The sequence below is a fragment of the Arthrobacter sp. NPDC080086 genome (genome assembly GCF_040702285.1).
In genome coordinates, this window is sequence record NZ_JBFBKP010000003.1 from 83,048 (window position 1) to 103,475 (window position 20,428).

General features: G+C 64.1%; 20 protein-coding genes and 1 pseudogene. 14 read left to right on the forward strand and 7 right to left on the reverse strand.

Features of this window, described 5'->3' with window-relative positions; translation table 11 throughout:
- Positions 1-143: 143 nt before the first annotated feature.
- Both otsB and otsA read left to right on the forward strand, forming a co-directional pair.
- Positions 144-950 carry a trehalose-phosphatase gene (otsB, locus tag AB0305_RS02565; protein WP_366171209.1) on the forward strand — a complete coding sequence of 269 codons (807 nt, stop codon included), beginning with the start codon at positions 144-146 and terminating at the stop codon, positions 948-950.
- A complete protein-coding gene (gene otsA / locus AB0305_RS02570; RefSeq protein ID WP_366171211.1) occupies positions 947-2,350 on the forward strand; it encodes an alpha,alpha-trehalose-phosphate synthase (UDP-forming) in 1,404 nt (467 codons plus the stop codon). Before otsB ends, otsA begins: the two co-directional genes overlap by 4 nt.
- Here otsA and AB0305_RS02575 read toward each other — a convergent pair whose 3' ends face one another.
- The 3 genes from AB0305_RS02575 to AB0305_RS02585 all read right to left on the reverse strand — a co-directional run bounded on the left by AB0305_RS02575 (position 2,351) and on the right by AB0305_RS02585 (position 6,244).
- Positions 2,351-3,118 (reverse strand): Mut7-C RNAse domain-containing protein, encoded by a 768-nt coding sequence (locus AB0305_RS02575; RefSeq protein WP_366171213.1) that lies wholly within the window; start codon positions 3,116-3,118, stop codon positions 2,351-2,353.
- Between the two features lie 70 nt (positions 3,119-3,188).
- On the reverse strand, positions 3,189-5,474 hold the full coding sequence (locus tag AB0305_RS02580; protein ID WP_366171215.1) for an ATP-binding protein: 2,286 nt from the start codon (positions 5,472-5,474) through the stop codon (positions 3,189-3,191).
- 26 nt (positions 5,475-5,500) lie between these two features.
- Positions 5,501-6,244: a response regulator transcription factor gene (locus AB0305_RS02585; protein ID WP_366171217.1), complete on the reverse strand. Its 744-nt coding sequence runs from the start codon at positions 6,242-6,244 to the stop codon at positions 5,501-5,503.
- Between the two features lie 224 nt (positions 6,245-6,468).
- On the opposite strand from AB0305_RS02585, the gene AB0305_RS02590 reads away from it, so the two are divergent.
- From AB0305_RS02590 to AB0305_RS02630, 9 genes are all read left to right on the forward strand, one after another.
- Positions 6,469-7,320: a flagellin gene (locus AB0305_RS02590; protein WP_366171219.1), complete on the forward strand. Its 852-nt coding sequence runs from the start codon at positions 6,469-6,471 to the stop codon at positions 7,318-7,320.
- Between the two features lie 193 nt (positions 7,321-7,513).
- Positions 7,514-8,374 (forward strand): flagellin, encoded by an 861-nt coding sequence (locus AB0305_RS02595; RefSeq protein WP_366171221.1) that lies wholly within the window; start codon positions 7,514-7,516, stop codon positions 8,372-8,374.
- A 73-nt stretch (positions 8,375-8,447) separates the two neighbouring features.
- On the forward strand, positions 8,448-9,365 hold the full coding sequence (locus AB0305_RS02600) for a FliM/FliN family flagellar motor C-terminal domain-containing protein (protein WP_366171223.1): 918 nt from the start codon (positions 8,448-8,450) through the stop codon (positions 9,363-9,365).
- Between the two features lie 6 nt (positions 9,366-9,371).
- Positions 9,372-9,713, forward strand: coding sequence for a flagellar motor switch protein FliN (gene fliN, locus AB0305_RS02605; RefSeq protein ID WP_366171225.1), 342 nt, complete (start codon positions 9,372-9,374; stop codon positions 9,711-9,713).
- Entirely contained in the window at positions 9,710-10,480 is a 771-nt protein-coding gene (fliP, locus tag AB0305_RS02610; protein WP_366171227.1) for a flagellar type III secretion system pore protein FliP, read from the forward strand. The genes fliN and fliP overlap by 4 nt, the downstream gene beginning before the upstream one ends.
- Complete coding sequence (locus AB0305_RS02615) at positions 10,480-10,752, forward strand: flagellar biosynthetic protein FliQ (protein WP_104654340.1); 273 nt, start codon at positions 10,480-10,482, stop codon at positions 10,750-10,752. Before fliP ends, AB0305_RS02615 begins: the two co-directional genes overlap by 1 nt.
- Before the next feature lie 10 nt (positions 10,753-10,762).
- On the forward strand, positions 10,763-11,554 hold the full coding sequence (gene fliR, locus AB0305_RS02620; RefSeq protein ID WP_366171229.1) for a flagellar biosynthetic protein FliR: 792 nt from the start codon (positions 10,763-10,765) through the stop codon (positions 11,552-11,554).
- Positions 11,555-12,069: 515 nt separating this feature from the next.
- On the forward strand, positions 12,070-13,212 hold the full coding sequence (locus AB0305_RS02625) for a flagellar type III secretion system protein FlhB (protein WP_366171231.1): 1,143 nt from the start codon (positions 12,070-12,072) through the stop codon (positions 13,210-13,212).
- Entirely contained in the window at positions 13,209-15,299 is a 2,091-nt protein-coding gene (locus AB0305_RS02630; RefSeq protein ID WP_366171233.1) for a flagellar biosynthesis protein FlhA, read from the forward strand. The genes AB0305_RS02625 and AB0305_RS02630 overlap by 4 nt, the downstream gene beginning before the upstream one ends.
- 383 nt (positions 15,300-15,682) lie before the next feature.
- Here AB0305_RS02630 and AB0305_RS02635 read toward each other — a convergent pair.
- Both AB0305_RS02635 and AB0305_RS02640 read right to left on the reverse strand, forming a co-directional pair.
- A pseudogene (locus tag AB0305_RS02635) lies at positions 15,683-15,798 on the reverse strand (IS5/IS1182 family transposase); the annotation flags it as partial.
- Positions 15,792-16,424 (reverse strand): TetR/AcrR family transcriptional regulator, encoded by a 633-nt coding sequence (locus AB0305_RS02640; RefSeq protein WP_366171235.1) that lies wholly within the window; start codon positions 16,422-16,424, stop codon positions 15,792-15,794. The gene AB0305_RS02640 and the pseudogene AB0305_RS02635, both read right to left, overlap by 7 nt.
- Before the next feature lie 146 nt (positions 16,425-16,570).
- Here AB0305_RS02640 and AB0305_RS02645 point away from each other — a divergent pair, with 146 nt between their 5' ends.
- The 3 genes from AB0305_RS02645 to AB0305_RS02655 all read left to right on the forward strand — a co-directional run bounded on the left by AB0305_RS02645 (position 16,571) and on the right by AB0305_RS02655 (position 17,908).
- Positions 16,571-17,464 carry an NAD(P)/FAD-dependent oxidoreductase gene (locus AB0305_RS02645; RefSeq protein WP_366171237.1) on the forward strand — a complete coding sequence of 298 codons (894 nt, stop codon included), beginning with the start codon at positions 16,571-16,573 and terminating at the stop codon, positions 17,462-17,464.
- A gap of 95 nt (positions 17,465-17,559) precedes the next feature.
- Positions 17,560-17,724: a hypothetical protein gene (locus tag AB0305_RS02650; RefSeq protein WP_366171239.1), complete on the forward strand. Its 165-nt coding sequence runs from the start codon at positions 17,560-17,562 to the stop codon at positions 17,722-17,724.
- 40 nt (positions 17,725-17,764) lie between these two features.
- A complete protein-coding gene (locus tag AB0305_RS02655) occupies positions 17,765-17,908 on the forward strand; it encodes a hypothetical protein (protein WP_366171318.1) in 144 nt (47 codons plus the stop codon).
- Between the two features lie 68 nt (positions 17,909-17,976).
- Here AB0305_RS02655 and AB0305_RS02660 read toward each other — a convergent pair whose 3' ends face one another.
- Positions 17,977-19,212 carry a dicarboxylate/amino acid:cation symporter gene (locus AB0305_RS02660; RefSeq protein WP_366171241.1) on the reverse strand — a complete coding sequence of 412 codons (1,236 nt, stop codon included), beginning with the start codon at positions 19,210-19,212 and terminating at the stop codon, positions 17,977-17,979.
- Between the two features lie 120 nt (positions 19,213-19,332).
- Positions 19,333-20,421 (reverse strand): hypothetical protein, encoded by a 1,089-nt coding sequence (locus AB0305_RS02665; protein ID WP_366171243.1) that lies wholly within the window; start codon positions 20,419-20,421, stop codon positions 19,333-19,335.
- Between the last annotated feature and the right edge of the window lie 7 nt (positions 20,422-20,428).

Sequence of the window (20,428 nt, forward strand, 5' to 3'; positions counted from 1 at the left end):
TGCACCCTGCCCCCGTTTTTACAAGCCCTGCCCCACCCCAGGCTAGCCACGAATGGCGAAATGGCAAGGCGCGGACAAGACGCAGTGGGGCCGGCCCGGTTCTTGCGTGAAACGACGCATCACGCACATCCCCATGAACCGGTTTGACCAAACACGCTGCACCCCAGTCTTCCGCCAGCGCGGCGCCCCTGCCCCCGCTCGATCTCAATCGAACGGCTTTCCTGCTCGACTTTGACGGCACGCTCGTCGACATCGCGCCGCAACCCGACGCCGTCCACGTGTCAGCGCCGCTGCGCGAGATGCTCGCCGGTCTGCATGCCGCCAGCGGCGGCGCGCTGGCCATCATCAGCGGGCGTACGGTGCAGGACCTCGAATCGCAACTCGCGCTGCCCGGGCTGGTCATTGCCGGTGTGCATGGCGCGGAACGGCGCTACGCAGATGGCCGCTTCGTGCGGCTTGACACCAACCCCGATGCGCTGGCCGAACTTGCACGTGAACTGCATACCGAGTTCACGCAGTTGGCCGCGGTTTTTCCCGGCGTGGTGCTCGAGAACAAAGACATCGCCTTCGCGCTGCATTACCGCCATGCCCCCGCTGCCGAAAGCGCCGTGCTCGCGCTGGCGGATCGCCTCGCGCGGCACCATGCCGACCATGTTCGGTTGCAGGCCGGCAAGATGGTCGTCGAACTCAAACCGCGCGGTGCCAGCAAGGGCGACGTGGTGCATACGCTGATGACGGAGCCGCCTTTCACGGGCCGCGCGGTGCTGTTTGCCGGGGATGACCTGACAGACGAGAGCGCCTTCTACGCGGTCAACGCGCTGGGTGGGTGGTCCATCAAAGTGGGCTCGGGGCCGAGCCAGGCACGCTGGCGCGTGCGAGACCCGGCGGCGTTGCGCGCATGGTTGGCCGGGCTCGTTGCAGGCAGTGCCGCCGCGGAGGGTGCCCAATGAGCCGGCTCATCGTTGTCTCCAACCGCGTGGCGCCCGTAACAGAGGGCCAAGGCACGGCCGGCGGCCTGGCGGTGGGCGTGTTCGACGCGCTGCGCGAGACTGGCGGCATCTGGTTCGGCTGGAGCGGCGAGACCGCGCCCACGGTTTCGCACGAGCCGCACATCGTCAGCAAGGGCAACATCACGTACGCCACAGTGGGCCTGAACCGCAAGGATTACGACCACTACTACCGTGGCTTTGCCAACGCCACGCTATGGCCGATCTTTCATTACCGGGTGGACTTATCGCGGTATCAGCGGCAGGAGTATCACGGCTATCGGCGGGTCAATGCGCAGTTCGCCCATCAGCTCAAGGCGCTGGTGCAGCCCGACGACATCCTCTGGGTGCACGACTATCACCTGATCCCGTTTGCGGCGGAGTGCCGTGCGTTGGGTCTCACCAACCGCATCGGGTTCTTCCTGCACATTCCGTTTCCGTCGCCGGAAATCCTGACGACCATTCCGCCGCATGAAGACCTGATGCGCGCGCTGTGCGCGTACGACCTGGTCGGCTTTCAGACCGAAACCGACCGCGTGGCCTTCTACGACTACATCGAGCGCGAGGCGCGGGGCTATATCGAGCAGAAAGAGCAGAACGGCCCTGTGCACGCTTATGGCCACACGCTGCGCGCGGAGGTCTACCCCATCGGCGTGCATCCGGATGAGATCGCGCAGCAGGCCGTGTCGTCGCTAGCGCGACGCAACCCGTTTGCGCGCCACGCTGGCCTGCGCGCCGAGCCCGGCGGCCAGCCCAAGCTGATCATGAGCGTGGACCGGCTCGACTACTCCAAGGGTCTGCCCGAACGCTTCCGCGCTATCGAGCAATTGCTCGACGATTTTCCGGAGCACCGCCGGCACGTGACCTTCATCCAGATCGCGCCGACCTCGCGCCAGGACGTACAGAGCTATCAGCAGATCCGCCAGCGGCTGGAAGCGGAATCGGGCCGCATCAACGGCAAACACTCGGAGCTGGACTGGGCGCCTATCCGCTACATCAACAAGCAATATGAACGACGCGTGCTGATGGCGCTGTTTCGCAGCTCACAGATCGGCTATGTGACGCCGCTGCGCGACGGCATGAACCTCGTCGCCAAAGAGTACGTGGCCGCGCAAGACCCGGAGGACCCCGGCGTGTTAGTACTCTCGCGCTTTGCCGGCGCGGCGCGTGAGCTCGATGCCGCGCTCATCGTCAACCCATACGACACGCGCGGCATGGCCGAGGCGCTGAACCGCGCGTTGACGATGCCGCTGGAAGAGCGCAAGGCGCGCTACGCCCACATGATGGACCGGCTGCGTGTGGCGAATCTCACCGTCTGGCGGGAGCGCTTTCTCGAAGACCTGAGCAACACCCCGGCACGGTAGTCACGCGCCGCCACTACCGCTGCGCAGGATGCCCGCGCTGGTATCGCCGCCTTCGTCGACGTCCACCGCGAGCATGTCGTCCAGCGCCGAGCGCATGCGCGACCAATGCGAGCCCGGCCAATACACGCGTCGGCAGACATCGCAGGTACTGAACAAATGCTGCCGCTCCCGCACGCGGGGTGGCACGCTGGCCGCAGCCTCTTCCACGCTCAACATGCGCAGCGGTGCGTTGCACTCCAGGCAGCGCGAGAATGGCCGCGCCACATCACCCAGCCGAAAGCGCGCCACGATCTCGCGCATCTGCGCTTGCGGCTGCTGTGTGCGGATGAATGCGCCACGGCGGATGCCGCGCCGCTTGAGCAATTCACGGTCGCGCGACAGCACGATCCAATCTTCGGTCAGGGCGAGCGCTTCGATGGCGGCGTCGGCGTAGTTGTTGTCGTACGTGGTGTCGAAACCGGCCATGCGCAGCAGGCGCGCTGTGGCACCCAGGTGGGCGTCGCACAGAAAATGCAGCGGTGTCGCCGGCCATGTCGGTTCCACACCCGACACGGCAACGTTGCCGCTTGCCGGCAACATCGCCTCCAACGCCACGGTTTTGCCGTCCACCAGCACGTGCCCCACTTCCGTGTGCGGCACCCCGAGCGCCTCGATCGCATGCTTGAACGTGACGCCCTCCGCCCAGGCGCGGACAACGGCGTGCCCACGCAAAGCCCGCGGCAGAAGCGGCGTCAGATCGGCATCGAACGTGAGGGAGACGAGCGGCATGCCTGTCACGATACTCCCAGGCAGACCAAACGGCGAATCAGCGGTGAATCAGCGGTGAATCCGCACCGAATCAGGGGTTGACTGTGCGTGGCAGGATCAGCGCAAAGACGGTGCCGCGCCCCGGCACGCTGCGAACCTCGACCGCGCCGCCATGGCGCTCGATCACCGCCTTGACGAACGGCAACCCGAGCCCGACGCCCCCAGTGCCGTCAGGCTTGCGCTCGGCCTGGAAGAACGGCTCGAACAGGCGCCGTACGGTTTCGTCATTCATGCCGATCCCCTCGTCGGTGACGCTCAGCACCAGCGTGCCATCGGCGCCGGCATCGACGCTAAGCGCCACCGTGGTGCCCGATGGCGAATACTTGATCGCGTTGTCCACCACATTGACCACCGCGCGCATGAGCATGTCGGCGTTGCCGCTGACGATGGTGTCTTCCACCCGGAACACGGGCTCGCGCAAGACGATGCCCTTCTGCTCGGCCGCAAGCCAGCTCTGGTCGACCGCTTCTTCGGCCACTTCGCTCAACGCCACGGGCTCGAACTCGGCACGATCGAGCCGTTCAGCGCGGCTCAGCTGCATGAAATCCTTGGCGATGCGCAGCGAATAGGAGGCTTGCTGGCGCAGGTCGTTGAGGAAGGCACGGTCCGAGACGGCGGCCAAATCGTCGCCATGGGCCGCGCCACGACGGTCGATCAACGAGAGGATGGCGGTCAGCGGGCTGCGCAGATCGTGCGCGATGTGGCGCAGCATGCGCTTGTCGTGCGAGACGAGGTCCTTGACCTCCGTGATGTCGATCAGGCAGACCAGATGCGAGGCCTGGGCGAGCCTGTCGGTGCCTTCGCCATCGCGCGACAGTGGCTCGCACATCAGCATGTGGGCGCGGCCACCCCAGTCGATTTCGCGGCTGGTGTCACCGCCTTGTTGCACGCTTTCCGCAACGAGCTGTTCGACCTGCGCAAGTGCCGGGGCATCGTGGTCGCCCTGCGCACCGGTTTCCATCAACGCGGCGGCCTTGGCATTCCAGACGGCAACGCGGCCGTCCATCGCGAGGAACACCGGATACGGCAGCTGGTTGATCATGTCGACATACAGCTTCTGCCAGCCGCGCACCTGCTGCAGCGTCGCCTTGATGCTGCTCAACTCACCAGCGGGTTCCACAGCGGCATCGGCGGCAGGCTCCAGCGGCCGGATCGACGCAGCAATGGCACGCCATTCGGACAGCTCACCGCGCAGCATCGAGAGCATGCGCGCATGCCGCTCCCACGCAAAGAAGCCGTAGATCAGCAAACAGACCACCGGCAGCAACCCGAGCGGCAGCCAGATGTGGAACGCCAGCAAGACCAGCGGCACCGCAAAAATCAGCACGCCCCAGCCGAGCGCGGCTGCGTGCACCGCGCGCCCAGGCACCAGCACGCAGATCAGCACGAGGCCGAACGCCAGGGCCAGATACACCGGCACCTCGACGGCAGACGATGCCGCGCGAGCGATGTTGCCGGAGGCGACGGCATCGGTTGTCAGCGCATCGAGCTGCGCACGCGTCACCTCAAGAGAATTGAGTGACGAGATCTGGAACATCCCCTCGCCGCGCCACGCCGTGTGGCCGACAAAGACCACCTTGCCCGCAAACGCGTCCTTGGGCACACGCTGGTGCAGCACATCAATGTAGGAATATTGCGGCAAGGCCATCGACGTTGGCAGCATCGTCATCACGGCCTGCGTACGCTCATCGCTGATGGACTGCGCGTACGGCTGCATGAAGCGGTCTACGGGCCACCTGGGCTCGATGCCGCCCACGCGCAGCGCATCCAGTGCAACGTGTGTATACCGGGTGCCCGCCGATCGGCGATATGGTACGAACCCCGTCACCACGCCGTAGTGGCCCATCGTGACGATGCGCTGGCTGCGTGCCGCCGCCAGCCCGCTCAATGCCGCCGGCAGCAGCAGGGTTGAACGGCCGGTGGCGTCTTCCGCTGCGCTGGGTGCGACGAGCACGACGCGCGGATACGCCTGCATACCAGCCTGCAGGCTCGAATAGTCCAGCCCCGGCAACAGCGGCAGATCCAGCACGACACTGCGGGCCATGCCAAGCGCACCCAGCAATTGCGCCGAGTACCCCGCCAGGCGCTGCGGGTCGACCTCTGCCACCGTCGCTTCGTCAATGTTGACGACGACCACCTGCCCGGTGGATCGATGCGCAACCACCTGCGCCATCGCATCGAACAACACGCGGTCCAGCGCCCCCGACACCACGCCGCTGCCCGGATGTCCGCTGAACGCCGCCAGCACCAGCATCACGATGACGAACAGACCCCGCCAGGGGCCAAGCGAGATCAGGCGACGAATCAGTGCACGCATTAGGAGCAGGAGAGCGCTACAGCGCGTCAGTCGAGATCGCTATCGGCCGCGTCAGCCAAACGCTCAAGGCGATAGCCGCGTCGGTAGACGCTCGAAATCCTGAGCCCATGCTCGCGCAGGCGAAGCGCATTGCGAACCCGCGTCATGTAGGTTGCCAGCGTTCCAACCTGCGCCTCGTCGACCTCGCCCCAGACATGCTTGAGCAGCGCATCGCGGCTGACCACGCGGCCTGCGTGGCTAAACAGATAGAGGCCGATGGCGAATTCGCGCTCGGGCAGTTCCTGCTGCTTCCCGTCCGGCAGTGTCACCACGCGCGCGGCTTCATCGAGCACATAGCCATCAAACTCGACCTGCCGTTTCTTTTGCGCGTCGGGATAGTACTTGCGCAGTTGCGCCATCACGCGCGCAAGCAGCATGCGTTCGCTGGCGGGCTTCACGAGGAAATCGTCCGCGCCGCTGTCCAGCCCGTGCAGGATGTCCCGCTCGTCGTCATGCTGGGTAAGCAACACGATGGGAATCTCGAAATGGACGCGCGCCCGGACATTGCGCAGGACTTCGATGCCGGTCATGCCGGGGACGTCCCAGTCGAGCACGAGCATGTCGACCTTTTCCTTGTCGATGCGCGCCATGAAGGCGGGGCCGTCGTGCTCCACGATGACGTCATACCCCGCGTTCTGGAGCCAGCGCCGGACGGCTTCTGCTTGCGCAAGGTTGTCTTCCAGGACAGCGATGCGCTTCTTCTCGGAATCGGTGGGCGTGGCCGTCGACATGGGTGCGGGTGCTCGGAGGCGGTTTTTTAAGGGGCGTGCTAATCGTCACATAGTGTCAATGGTAGCAGTCTTGCCCCGTAAATCCAGCGTTTGCGCGCCCGTTGGGATGCCGTTGTTCGATTCGATTTAACGCGGGCCCGTTGCCTGACGTCTTGGTAAGACGTGGCCGTCTGATGAGCAGGCGGCAGCAGATACCCCCCAACCTAGATTGAAGGAGCCGTACCATGCTGAGCCTGCACACCAACGCCGCTGCGATGAACATCCAGAAGGCCATCGGTAACAACCGTGCCAACCTGAACACCACCATGACCCGCCTGGGTACTGGCATGCGCATCAACTCCGCCAAGGACGATGCCGCTGGCCTGCAGATCGCCGTGCGCCTGCAAGCGCAAACGCGCGGCATGGGCGTGGCCATGCAGAACACGCAAAACGCTTCGTCGATGCTGCAAACGGCCGACGGCGCGTTCAACGAAGTCACCAACGTGCTGTACCGCATGAAGGATCTGGCGACCCAAGCCGCTGATGGTTCGTCCAACGCTGAAGACAAGAAGGCCATGCAGGCTGAGTACGATGCCCTGGGCTTGGAACTCGCCAACATCATGAGCAACACGTCGTACGGTGGCGCCAAGCTGCTCGACGAAACCAACGGCAAGCTGAACGCGGAAATCAAGTTCCAGATCGGTGCCTCCGCCAGCGAAACGATGAGCTTCGACGTGTCGGACCAACTCGAAGCAGTTCAGGACGCCCTGGAAGCGGCCTCCAAGACGTTCGGCGGCGACACCGGCGACGACCTCGACTCCGCCAACGACATGATCGGCAAGCTCGAAACCGCACTGGCCGCTGTCGGCACGATGCGCTCGGCCATCGGTGCGGGTGAAAACCGCCTCGGCCACGTCTACAACAACCTGGGCAACATGTCGATGAACACGGCCGACGCTGAAGGCCGCATCATGGACGCCGACATGGCCACCGAATCGGCCAAGATGAGCTCGCAGCAAGTGCTGATGCAAGCCGGCATGGCCATGCTCAAGCAAACCAGCAGCATGAACCAGATGGTGCTGTCGCTGATCCAGTAAGCGCTCTTCCCCTGAGTGTTGGAACACAAACCGGTCCGCCAAAAGCGGGCCGGTTTTTCGTTGGTGCGCGCGAAGAAGAAATCTCACACATCGCCTTAACACCCACGCCCGCCCCGTCGTCTTGGTAAGACGTGGCCGTCTGATGAGCAGGCGGCAGCAGATACCCCCCAACCTAGATTCAAGGAGCCGTACCATGCTGAGCCTGCACACCAACGCCGCTGCGATGAACATCCAGAAGGCCATCGGTAACAACCGTGCCAACCTGAACACCACCATGACCCGCCTGGGTACCGGCATGCGCATCAACTCCGCCAAGGACGATGCCGCTGGCCTGCAGATCGCCGTGCGCCTGCAAGCGCAAACGCGCGGCATGGGCGTGGCCATGCAGAACACGCAAAACGCTTCGTCGATGCTGCAAACGGCCGACGGCGCGTTCAACGAAGTCACCAACGTGCTGTACCGCATGAAGGATCTGGCGACCCAAGCCGCCGACGGTTCGTCCAACGACGAAGACAAGAAGGCCATGCAGGCTGAGTACGACGCACTGGGCAAGGAACTCGCCAACATCATGACCAACACGTCGTATGGTGGTGCCAAGCTGATCGGCGAAACCGGCAGCAAGCTGGCTGCAGCCGTGACGTTCCAGATCGGTGCGTCCGCCAGCGAGACGATGACCTTCAACGTGGCGACCGAACTCGGCAAGGTTCACACCGATCTGAAGGCGGCCGCCAAGACGTTCGACGGCACCACCGCCACCGGCGACGAACTGACGACCGGCGCCAACGCCACGATCACCAAGCTCGAATCGGCGCTGGCTTCCGTCGGCACGATGCGCTCGGCCATCGGTGCGGGCGAAAACCGCCTCGGCCACGTCTACAACAACCTGGGCAACATGTCGATGAACACGGCCGACGCTGAAGGCCGCATCATGGACGCCGACATGGCCACGGAAAGCGCCAAGATGAGCTCGCAGCAAGTGCTGATGCAAGCCGGCATGGCCATGCTCAAGCAAACCAGCTCCATGAACCAGATGGTGCTGTCGCTCATCCAGTAAGCGATTCCGCTCTAGATTGAGATTGACTGGCCGGTCCGCCACAAGCGGGCCGGCTTTTTTATGCGTTCAAGGTTTGTACAACCTTCTCCGTGATGTGGCGCCCGCTGCCGACAATGGCGCCAACTCTTCAAACGGAACCACGAACGTGTCGGCACTTTCCACTCCTTCCCGTAACGCCCGAGCCGCCGCCCCAGTGGTGCTCGATCCGTGCACGCTGGGCCGTCCGTACCACTTGCTCGACGAAGTTCTGCAAGACATCAAGCGCAGAATTGATCACACCTTCCACGAACGCTTCAACCTGCGCCGTGGCACGAACTTCGTCACCTCCCACATCGCCATTGCGGCCATCCGCCCGCGGGACGCCGCCGGTTGGCGCACTTACGCATCGGAGCACGGCCAGATTGCCGTGCGCTGCAATCGCACGCTGCTGCTGGCGCTGCTGGCTTGCCACTACAACACGCCGCTCGATGAAGCCACGCTGGCTGCGCCCGGTCCGGAAACCGGCACGGAACGCCGCTTTGCCGCCCAGTTGGACGCCACGGTGCTCAGCGCCTTCGCCGCAGCGGTGATCGGCGAGCAGACCCAAGCCTTTCCGCCCATGGCCGACGCGCTGCCATCGCCCACGGCTCGCACACTGCGCATCACCATTGAAGACCGCACCCGCCACTTGCGCGGCGAACTGGAATTTGCACTGAACGAAGCGTGGCTTGCGCACCTGTTTGCCCGCCTCGATGCGCAACGTCTGCGCCCGACGTCGTCCACCTCGGACGGCACGCCCGCCAATGTGCGCATCCCCATCACGCTGTCGGTGCGCATGCTGACCAAGGACATGCGACTGGAAGACCTGCTGCGCATGGGCCCCGGCGACGTGCTGCCCGTCCGGCTGCCCGATACCGCCGACGTGCTCGTCGACAACGTACGCCTCTACCGCGCCGCGCTGGCCGAGCAGCAGGGCGCCATGTGGATCACCTCTTTCGAACTTGTGGAGTAACACGACATGACTGCCATCAACGATATCGATCTCTCCGCGCTGGACGACCTGGACCTGGGCGACGAGCCTCAGGCCACCGCCGAAGCTGCCGCCCCGCGTGACCCGATGCGCATGCTGCGCCGCATCCCCGTGCGCCTGACGCTGGAAGTGGGCGAAGCCACCGTGCCGCTGGCCGATCTGCTGTCGTACGAAGCCGGCTCCACGGTAGAACTCAACCGCCTGGCCGGCGAGCCGCTCGTCATCAAAGTCAACGGCACCGCCATCGGCACGGCGGAAGTCGTGGTCTCGGGCGAGCACTACGGCCTGCGCATCATTGAACTGGACGACCTGAGCTCGCTCACGTCATGAAACACCGCGCCCTCCTCGTCCGCCTCGGCACGTGGCTCGTCGTGTTTGCCGGCTTTGCGCTGGCCACGCTGGCCGTGCCCACACTCGCGCATGCCGACACGCTGACGCTCGCCTCCAGCGGCCCGAAGGGTGAAGGCTTCACCGTCAAGACGCAGATCCTCGTGCTGATGACGCTGCTCGGGTTGCTGCCCGCGCTGCTGATGACGATGACGAGCTTTCTGCGCTACGTGGTCGTGCTGTCGCTGCTGAAACAGGCGCTGGGCCTGCAGCAGGGGCTGCCCGCACGCATCGTCACCGGCGTCGCGCTGGTGCTCACGATGCTGACGATGCGCCCGATTGGCGAGGAGATCTGGCAGAAGGCGTTCGTGCCTTATGACCAAGGCAAGGTCAGCATGCAGGTCGCACTGAAGACTGCGGAAGAACCGCTGTCGCGCTTCATGCTCGCCCAAACCAACAAAGCCACGCTCTCGCAGATGGCCAAACTCTCGGGCACCGAACAGATCGCCAAGCCCGAAGACCAACCCTTCCTGGTCAAGCTGTCCGCCTTCGTGCTCAGCGAGCTGAAGACGGCGTTCCAGGTGGGCGCGATGCTGTTCATCCCGTTCCTGATCATCGACATCATCGTCGCCTCCGTGCTCATGGCGATGGGGATGATGATGCTGTCGCCGCTGGTCATCTCGCTGCCGCTCAAGCTGCTGCTGTTCGTGCTGGTGGATGGTTGGTCGCTGACGGTGAATACGCTCATCACCAGTGTGAAGGCCTTCTGATGCTGACCCCCGACCTCGCCGCCAGCCTTGCCATTGACGCGCTGCGCCTCGTGCTCGTCATCATCCTCGTGCTCATTACGCCGGGGCTGATCACGGGGGTGCTGGTCGCCATCTTTCAGGCCGCCACGCAGATCAACGAGCAGACGATGAGCTTTCTGCCGCGTCTGGTCACCACGCTCATCGCGCTCGCGCTGGCCGGCCCGTGGGTGGCCGACCGTGTGATGCACTACACCGTTGAGATCTTTGGCCGCGCCGCACAACTGGCCGGCTGATCGCGCTCGCATGGAAGACGTTCTCACCCAGCTTCTGCCGCTTGCCAACGCGATCGTCTGGCCGTTCTGCCGGATTGCCGCCGCGTTGGCCGCTGCGCCGATTCTGGGTGAAGTGATGGTGCCAGTACGCATTCGCCTGCTGATCGCGCTCATCCTTGCACTCGTCGTGCAGCCCGGCATACCGGCGCCACCGGCCATTGATCCGATCTCGCTGCAAGGCGTGGCTGCCATGGCCGAGCAGGTACTGATCGGCGGGCTGCTCGGCTTCATGTTCCACCTCGTGCTGTCTGCGCTGCAGATCTTCGGTGCCATTGCCTCGTCGCAGATGGGCCTGTCGATGGCGCAGATCAACGACCCGATGAACGGCCAGATGGCCGACGTGCTCACCAGCGTGATGTATGTGGTGTTCATCCTGCTGTTCTTTGCGGTGGATGGGCACCTGATCCTCACGCACGTGCTGGCGCGCAGCTTTACGGTGTGGCCGGTGGGCAGCTTTGCGTTTGACCTGGCGGCGCTCAAGCACCTGGCGTTTGCGGTGGGCTGGATCTTCTCGGCCGCCGTGGCGCTGGCCTTGCCGGTGATGTTTGCCACGCTGGTCGTGCAAGTCGGTCTTGGCCTGCTGAACCGCGCGGCACCGGCGCTGAACCTGTTCGCGCTGGGCTTCTCGGTGACGACGATGTTCGGGCTGTTGCTGCTGACACTGCTGCTGCCCTCCCTGCCCGACCACTACGGCCGCATGGTGGAACACGTGCTGGAGGTGTATGACCAACTGGCCCTGCCGCCCGCACCCGCCAAGATGTGACGAGCCCGGCACGGCTGGTGTGCACACCACGACACCTCCCGCGCGGACCTCAGAGGTCCGACAGCGCACCTCAAAGCCCCGACTTCCTCACTAAAAGTTCCGAATCCGGACCTAGAGAGGTCCGACGTTGGACCTCCAAGATCCGCCGCTGCTGAAAAAAACAGCAACGATGCTGAAAAAAGCAGCACACGCGGACCTCCATAGGTCCGACCGCGGACCTCAAAGGTCCGGCGTTGATGCTTTTTTCAGCATCGCCGGAGGGGGAGAGGTCCGGCATCGGACCAAAAAGTATCGAATCCGGTGTTCGGAACGCCACACACGGGGTTCGGAACCTCAGCGCCGGGGGTGCGCGGACCGTTCAAGGTCTGTTCAACCTTCTCAACACCTCGCAACGACTTGCCGACAATGGCCGCAACTCACCCGAGGAGGCGATTGATCGTGTTCACCGTGCCCTGTGCGTTCGACGTGTCTGCCATGCCTGACGCACTCGCCCTGTTGGCCAAGGAAGCTCATCCATGAGCCAGCAGTCCAACAACGGCGACAAGAACGAAAAGGCCACCCCGCAGAAGCTCCGCAAAGCCAAGCAGGAAGGCCAGGTTGCGCGCTCGCGCGACATCGGCACGGCCGTGGGGATTCTGGTGGCGCTCAAGTTGATCGTCGTGCTCGCACCCGGCTGGCTGGTGGATCTCAAGCGCATCTTTGCACTGTCGTTTGCTGACCTGCATGGCGACGGTGCGCTCGGCAATGCCGGGGGGATGCTGTTTCCGGCCACCCTGCTGCTGATTGGCAAGATGCTGGCGCCGCTGGCTGCAGTGCCTGCGGGCATCATCATCGCGTCGCTGGTGCCGGGCGGTTGGGTGATGAGCCGCAAGAATTTCATGCCGAAGTTCAGCAAGCTGAACCCGATCGCCGGGCTCAAGCGGCTGGTCTCGGCCAAGCATTACGTGCAGTTCGGCACGACGGTGCTCAAGGCCATCACGTTGATGGTGACGCTCTTCGTCGTCTGCCGCGCCAACCTGAATGGTTTCATCCGCCTGCAAGGCGCACCGCTCATCGATGCACTGGCCGGCGGGGCGGATCTGTTCCTCACCTCCGCGCTCACGCTGGCTGCCGTGATTGCCGTGTTTGCGCTGATCGACGTGCCCATCCAATGGATGACGTTCATGCGCGAACAGCGCATGAGCAAGCGCGACATCAAGGACGAGATGAAGCAGTCCGAGGGCAAGCCTGAGGTCAAGAGCCGCATCCGCCAGATCCAGCGCCAGATGGCACGCCAGGGCATGCGCAAAACCGTGCCGACGGCCGACGTGGTGGTCATGAACCCGACCCACTACGCCGTCGCGCTCAAGTACGACGAATCGCGTGCGCAAGCGCCGTATGTGGTGGCCAAGGGCATCGACGAGGTGGCGCTGTTCATCCGCGATCTGGCGAAGGAACACGGCGTGGAAGTGCTGGTGCTGCCGCCCCTTGCCCGCGCCATTTATCACACCAGCCAGGTCAACCAGCAGATTCCGGCCGCGCTGTATCGCGCGGTGGCGCAGGTGCTGTCCTATGTGCTGCAGATCAAGGCATTCCGCAATGGCGGCCGCGGTGTCGCGCCGTCACTGCCCACCGGTTTCGATATTCCCGAACATCTACAAAAGGCTCCATCCCCATGAACTTGATAGCCATGCTCAAGCGCGCGAAGTTTGCCGCGCCGCTCGCCCTGTTCGCCATCCTGGCGATGGTGATCCTGCCATTGCCGCCCATGGCGCTGGACATGATGTTCACGTTCAACATCGTGCTGTCCATCGTCGTGGTGATGGTGGCGGTGACGGTCAAGCGGCCGCTGGATTTCTCGGCCTTCCCGACCATCATCCTGGCCGCCACGCTGATGCGGCTGACGCTGAACGTCGCTTCCACGCGCGTGGTGCTGCTCAACGGCCATACCGGCGGGAGTGCGGCCGGTCAGGTGATCGAGTCGTTCGCCAACGTGGTGATCGGCAGCAACTTCGTGGTCGGCCTGGTGGTGTTCGTCATCCTGATGATCATCAACTTCGTGGTGGTCACCAAGGGCGCGGAGCGGATCTCGGAAGTGTCGGCGCGCTTTACGCTGGATGCGTTGCCCGGCAAGCAGATGGCCATCGATGCGGACCTGAACGCCGGCGTCATCACACAAGAACAAGCCCAGCAGCGCCGCAAGGAGGTCACCACCGAGGCCGACTTCTACGGCGCCATGGACGGTGCATCGAAGTTCGTTCGTGGCGATGCGATTGCCGGCATCCTGGTGCTGATCATCAACCTGATCGGCGGTGTGGTGATCGGCGTGATGATGCACGGCCTGCCCACGGGCGAGGCCTTCCACAAGTACGCGCTGCTGGCCATCGGTGACGGCCTGGTCGCGCAGATTCCGGCGCTGCTGCTGTCGGCCGCCGCTGCCGTGATCGTCACGCGGATCAACGACTCGCGCGACTTTGAAGAACAGGTTGGCCAGCAGTTGCTGGCATCACCCGTGGTGCTGTTCAGTGCCGCCGCGCTGATGGCCGCGCTGGGCCTGATCCCGGGCATGCCGACGCTGGTGTTCCTGTGCTTTGCAGCCGTGTTGGGCTATGTCGGCTGGCGCATGGCGCAACGGCCATCGCCCGCCGAAGCCGCCAGCGCGGAGGAAACCGCCCGCGCCGTGGAAGCCACGCTGGCCGCCCCGCGCGAAGAGGCGCTCGACTGGAGCAGCCTGCCGTACGTCGACGCGCTGTCGGTGTCGCTCGGCTACAAGCTGGTGCAGATGGTGGACCGCGCACAGGGCGCACCGCTCGTGCGCCGCCTGCAAGGCACGCGCCAGAGCCTGTCGGAATCGCTCGGCTTTCTGCTGCCGCCCATTGGCGCGCGCGACGATATGAGCCTGCCGCCCGCCGGCTACGCCATCATGCTCAACGGCACTGCGCTGGCCCAGGCCCAGGTGCAGCCGGGCAAGCTGATGGCCATTCCGTCGCCCACCGTCTACGGCGAGCTGGATGGCACGCCCGGTGTCGACCCGGCCTACGGCATGCCCATCACGTGGATCGAACCCGAACAGAAAGCCCACGCACTGGGGCTCGGCTACCAAGTGGTCGACTGCGCCACCGTCATCGCCACGCATGCCGCCAAGCTCGTGCGCGAAACCCTGCCGGAGCTGTTCAGCTACGACAACGTCACGGCCATCATCGATCGCCTGACAAGCATTGCCCCCGTGCTGGCCGATGCGCTGGGCAAGTGCCTCACGCACAGCCAGTTGCGCAAGGTGTTCCGTACGCTGCTGGCCGAGAACGTGTCGATCAAGGACATCGAAACCGTGGCTTCCACGCTGGTGGAAGCGGCCGAGACCACCAAGGACCCGCTGCTGCTCGTGGCCGAGGTACGTTGCGCGCTGCGCCGTCAGATCGTCTCGGCGTTGGGCAATCCGCAGGCCGCACTGAAGGGCTTCAGCCTGACGGTGGAGCTGGAGAACATCCTGCTGGGCGCACTCAGCCGTGCGGAGCAATCCGGCACGCGCGCGCCGCTGGACAACTTCCCGGTGGAGCCGAACGTGCTCTCGCAACTGCAGACGCACATGCCCGCCGTGGCCGAGCAGATGAAGCAGATGGGCGCCACGCCCGTGCTGATGGTGGTGCCGCGCGTGCGGCCGATGCTGGCGCGCTACGCCAAGCTGTTTGCGCCAGGGCTGGCGGTGCTGTCGTACAACGAGATTCCGGAGAATAAGGAGGTGAGTATCGTGGGGACGTTGGGGTGATCCATATCGCGCCCTGATGAGGCCTTGAGCTTCTGTTCTCAATAAAATGCCCGTTTTCCTTTCGGTCAGCGGGCATTCTCTTTCGTCCTTGCGGACGGCCGCCCTGCGAAAGCCAGGGTCAACGACCCGACGACTTGACGCTCGTAACAATGGAGCTAGACAACGCCTCATCATGCGCCTTCACGGCAGCAAGAATCGACAGAGGGGATACAACCGCTTGCACGGAATCAGGCGCTTAGGGATGGTGTTCAGAACGCGTTTTGCCGCACTGAGCCATCAACATAGAGCCGATGCGGTGCAAGCGGCGCGGCACCTGGCTCGAATGCAGCACGACGTGGCATAAAGAAGGCGCCGATTGCCTGCCCGCGCGGGCAGCTTTGCGCTCATGCAGTGGCCTCGCGCATCAGTCGTTCGCGCGTCATCCACAGATTGCTCAGAGCGAACAGCGTGTGCAACCGCTACTTGTTCTTCATCGACCGCGATAGCGCACCTTTAAATGCCACTGTGCGCGGCGATGAACATGGCGACGGCCGACCGGCAATAGGATTCAATTTCGTTGTCGTCCTCTGCTTTCGCCTCATCGAAGCGTGCAATAAGCAGGAGATCGGATCCTTTGAAAAGCGCGGCGAACAAGCGGGCGGACCGGAGCGCATCGGGTACGTTCAGCATCGCTTTCGCGTGCAACTGACGCAACACGGCCTCGATTTGGGCGATGACATGGGCTGGCCCGGCTTCGTAATGAAGCTTGCTTAACGACTTTTGATTCGTCTTGTCGGCCAAAACCATCGCTTCGACACTGCGCACGTCCGGGCTCAACAGCGTGCGAAGCAGGGATGATCCCACCGCCATGAGCTGATCTTCGGCCGAACCGTCAACGCCTTCAGAAAGGGCCTGCGGTGCAAATTGATCGCAGCGGGCCACCATGGCCGCGCTGAACAGCGCCTCCTTGTTCTCGAAGTGCCGATAGATGCTCAGCTTGGATATCTTCGCCCGCTGCGCGACCTTGTCCATGGTCGTCGCTTGAAAACCCAACTCCACAAAGAGTTCGCAGGCGGCGTCGACGATCGTTTGGCGAAGCGCTTCGTTGGCGGGCCGGCCGCGCCGGCTTTGGTTGTTTTCGCTCACGACAATTACGGTACTTGACAGTATTGAAATTGCTTAATACGATACCACTCAGTATCGCAATGTGCAAGCCAAGGGCAGGTTTCAACCGGTTGTGCAGATCAGGTTTCCCCGGCCCACCCCTCATCCACAACACGGAGCCCATCACCATGAATGACGTCATCATCATCGGCGGCAGCTTTGCCGGCCTCGCCGCTGCCCTGCAGCTCGGCCGTGCCCGCCGCAAGGTCACCGTTCTCGATACCGGCCGGCCGCGCAACCGCTTTGCCGGCCACTCGCATGGCCTGCTGGGCCACGATCACAAGCCGCCGCTGGACATCCTGGCCGAAGCGCGGCAGCAGCTAGCGCGCTATCCAACGATCAGGCTGATCAATGCCCGTGCCGAAAGCGTGTCTGGCGCCATCGACGATTTCTGCGTCGTCACTGACGATCGCGAAAGCCTGAGGGCGCGCCGCGTGATCCTGAGCTATGGCCTCGCTGACCAGATGCCTGATGTGCCGGGCTTTGCCGAAAGCTGGGGCACGTCCATCGTGCCCTGCCCCTATTGCGACGGCTTTGAAGTCGCCGGCCAGCATTGGGGCCTCGTCTGGTCCAGCCCGCAGTCGTACCAGTCTGCCAAGCTGTTCCGCGATTGGACTGACAAGTTGACTGTCTTCGCCGATGGGCATGACATTGCGCCCGATATTCAGGCCGATCTGGCGCGCCGCAACATCCCTCTCGTCGATGGCCGGATCGTGGAGATCGCCCACCAGAAGGGCCATATCAACACCGTCAATCTCGATACCGGTCGCGACGTCGCGGTCGACGTCCTGTTCGCCCATCCGCGCAACAAGCCGTCCGCAAGCCTGCATGAATCACTGGGCCTCGCCACGGTCGATACGCCCACCGGTATCGTCCTCAAGGTTGACGAGCGCCGCCAAACCAGCATGCCCGGCATCTACGCCGCCGGCGACCTCGCCACGCCCTTCTTGTCATCGGTCACCCAGGCATCCTCGCAGGGCGCGATGGCGGGCATCCTCGCCCAGCAGTCGATGGTGGTTTGAGAGCATAGATTCCCTTCTCCCGTTGCGTCGTCGCCTTCGAAAAGGTTGGCGTAGTCGACGCGATGAAGGACGGATCGTCGAGTCAAGGAGATGACATGGCAAAGCAAAGTGCTGATCAGGTGAGTGACTGGAATGGTCAAAGCGGGGAGCGCTGGCTCGCCAATCAGGCCCGGCTCGACGCTCTGGTGTCGGTGTTCGGCCTGGCCACGATAGAAGCCGCCGCGCCCGCGACGGGTGGGCGCGTGCTGGACATCGGCTGAGGCGCGCGCTTGCGCGACAGAAGTGCGCTATCGCGGCCTGATGAAGAACACGCAGCAATTGCATACGCTGCTCGCCCTGGGCAACCTATGGATGACGCGTCGCGCTGCATTCGAGCCAGATGCCGCGCCGCTTGCACCGCATCGGCTCTATGTTGATGGGTCAGTGCGGCAAATCGAGTTCTGAACACCATCCTTAGGACGAAAAAAAGCGCACGTTTTTGCCGTGCGCTTTCTCGTTAGCGGGGACTTTGCTCAAGCGCGGTTGTACTGCTCCATATCCAACGCGCCTTCCGCCCGCGCAACGACCACCGCAGTCACCGTATCGCCCGTCACGTTGGCCGACGTGCAGCACATGTCAATCAGCCGGTCTACCGCAGCGATGACGGCAATCACCTCCAGCGGCAGCCCGACCGATGCCAGCACCAGGCTCATCACCACCAGGCCCGCACCGGGAATGCCGGCGGCGCCGATCGAGGCGAGCGTGGTGGTGACGACCACCATCACCATCTGCCCGGTCGTCAGCTCAACCCCGTAGGCGTTGCTGGCGAAGATGGCCACCGTGCCCAGATAGCTCGCCAGGCCCGCCATGTTGATGGTGGAACCGAGCGGCAGCACGAAGCTCGCGATGCGGCCGTCGACGCCCAGACGCGTCTGGCAGGTTTCCATGTTGAGCGGGAGCGTGGCCGCACTGCTGGCCGACGAGTACGCAAACAACTGCACCGGCAACATCTTGCGCAGGAACGGCAGCGGGTTGAGACCGAAGGCGCCGAGCAACACGCTGCACATGACGATCATCACGACCGCCAGCACCCCATAGTTGACCGCCACCAGCGAACCGAGATGGCCCAATGCGGAGAAACCGTGGTCGGCCGTCACATACGCCATCAGTCCGAACACACCCGCCGGCGCAAGCTTGAGCACCATGCCGATCAGCTTGAACACGACCGCCGACAGGCTTTCGAAGAAGCTGCGCACGGGCTCACCACGCTCGCCCGACAGGTTGATCGCCAGGCCGAAGAAGATGGCGAACACGATGGTCGGCAGCAATGCGCCGTCAGCAAACGACTTGAACGGGTTGGAAGGAATGGCCGACATCAACGCGGCTTTCAGGCTGGTCGGCTCGACCAGCATGGACGCATCGACGGTGAGTGGCAGGTCGAAGCCCTTGCCGATCTCGAACAGCCCGGCAACGCTCATCGCCAGCACGGCCGTGGTGGACATCAGCAGCGCATAGATGGCGATCGACTTCCACGCGATCCGGCGCATCGCGGCCAAGTCAGAGAGCGAGGTGATGCCGCACACCAGCGACACGAACACGACCGGAATCACGCACATCCGGATCAACGACATGAAGATGTCGCCCAGCGGTTGCAGCACCTTGGCGGGCTCGCCGATGAAGTGGCCGGCGGCAATGCCCAACACCAGGGCGAGGAAGATCTGCGTGCCGGGGGTCAACCGCAGGTGAGGGAAGCGAGGGGATTGCGTCATCGGTTGAGGGCTCCTTGTTAAGGCGTGGATCTTCCCCTCAGACTCGCCGATTCGCTGGCGATGCAGAACAATGTTCAACAGATTCTTGATGATTCAGCAGAATCCGCGCTGCCGCTGCTTTTAGAGCTTGAGCAGCGTCTCGACACGGGCACGGCTCAGGCCCGACAGTGTTGCGGTCACGGTCGACAGCACGTTGAAATCCTGCGACCCGCCCAGCGTATCGGCCACCGAGCGCGTGGCGCGGATGGCTTGCGGACCCGCCGCTTCGCCCAACCCACGATGCAGGCGGCCGCTTGCCGCATCCAGGTGGGTGCGCAGTGTCCGATCGGCCTGAGCCAGGCCATCGAGCGCGCGCACGACATCGCGCAGCGTGGCGCGTTGCGCAGTCCGGTCCTGCACTTGCCAGCGGGCCGGCTCAATAGCTTCGGGTGCGGCGTCTGCGTGCGCACGGCTTGGCCTGCCTCCTGGGAATCGCTTGCCGCCACCCTGCATCATCAGTTGGTCGCGTACGGTTGGCCAGCGGGATTCCGCCACCGTGAAATCCACCTGCCCATCCGACGCCAGCGACGCACGCACACCGGTGGCCGCCAATGCGCGGTCGAGCCGCTTGGCGAACGCGGCCGGCTCAAGCGGCGTGCTGTCGAACGTGATCGACGCGGCCTGCTTGCCGAGGCCCATTGGGTGAAACGTCAACGTTTCAGGACCGTTGCTGCGCCATTGCTCGGTGTCGAGCGCGCGAACGCGGAAGGTGCGCGTGGCATCCGCTGACGGATGCACGCCCAGTTGCGCGTCGAGCACGCCGCCGGTCGACGATGCGCGTTGGCTCCACAGTGCGTCGAACCGGGCAATCCGCTGGGCCGCCGCGTCGCTGCCGCGCGTGCCGGTGCCGAGCATGGCGCTCAGCTCTCGCTTGAGGCCGCGCAGTTGCCCTGCCGCCGTGTCGACAAAGGCGAGCGCACGCTGGGTGCCCGTGACATCGGTATTGAGTTGCGCCTGGCGTGCCGTGAAGACGGCGGTTGCGCCTGGCGCGCGCGCCGCACCCACCGTGGGTGCCGGCTGCTGCGTAACGGCCGGCTTTGCAGCGGCGGCTTGCGCAACCTCTGCGGCTGCGCCACGTCGGGCCTGCGCCGCGGCGGCGCTCTGTTCATGCCGGGAGACCGGCTGGCTGCCGGGCAAGCCACCAACCGGTGCTGTGCGTCGCATCTCCATGAGCGCG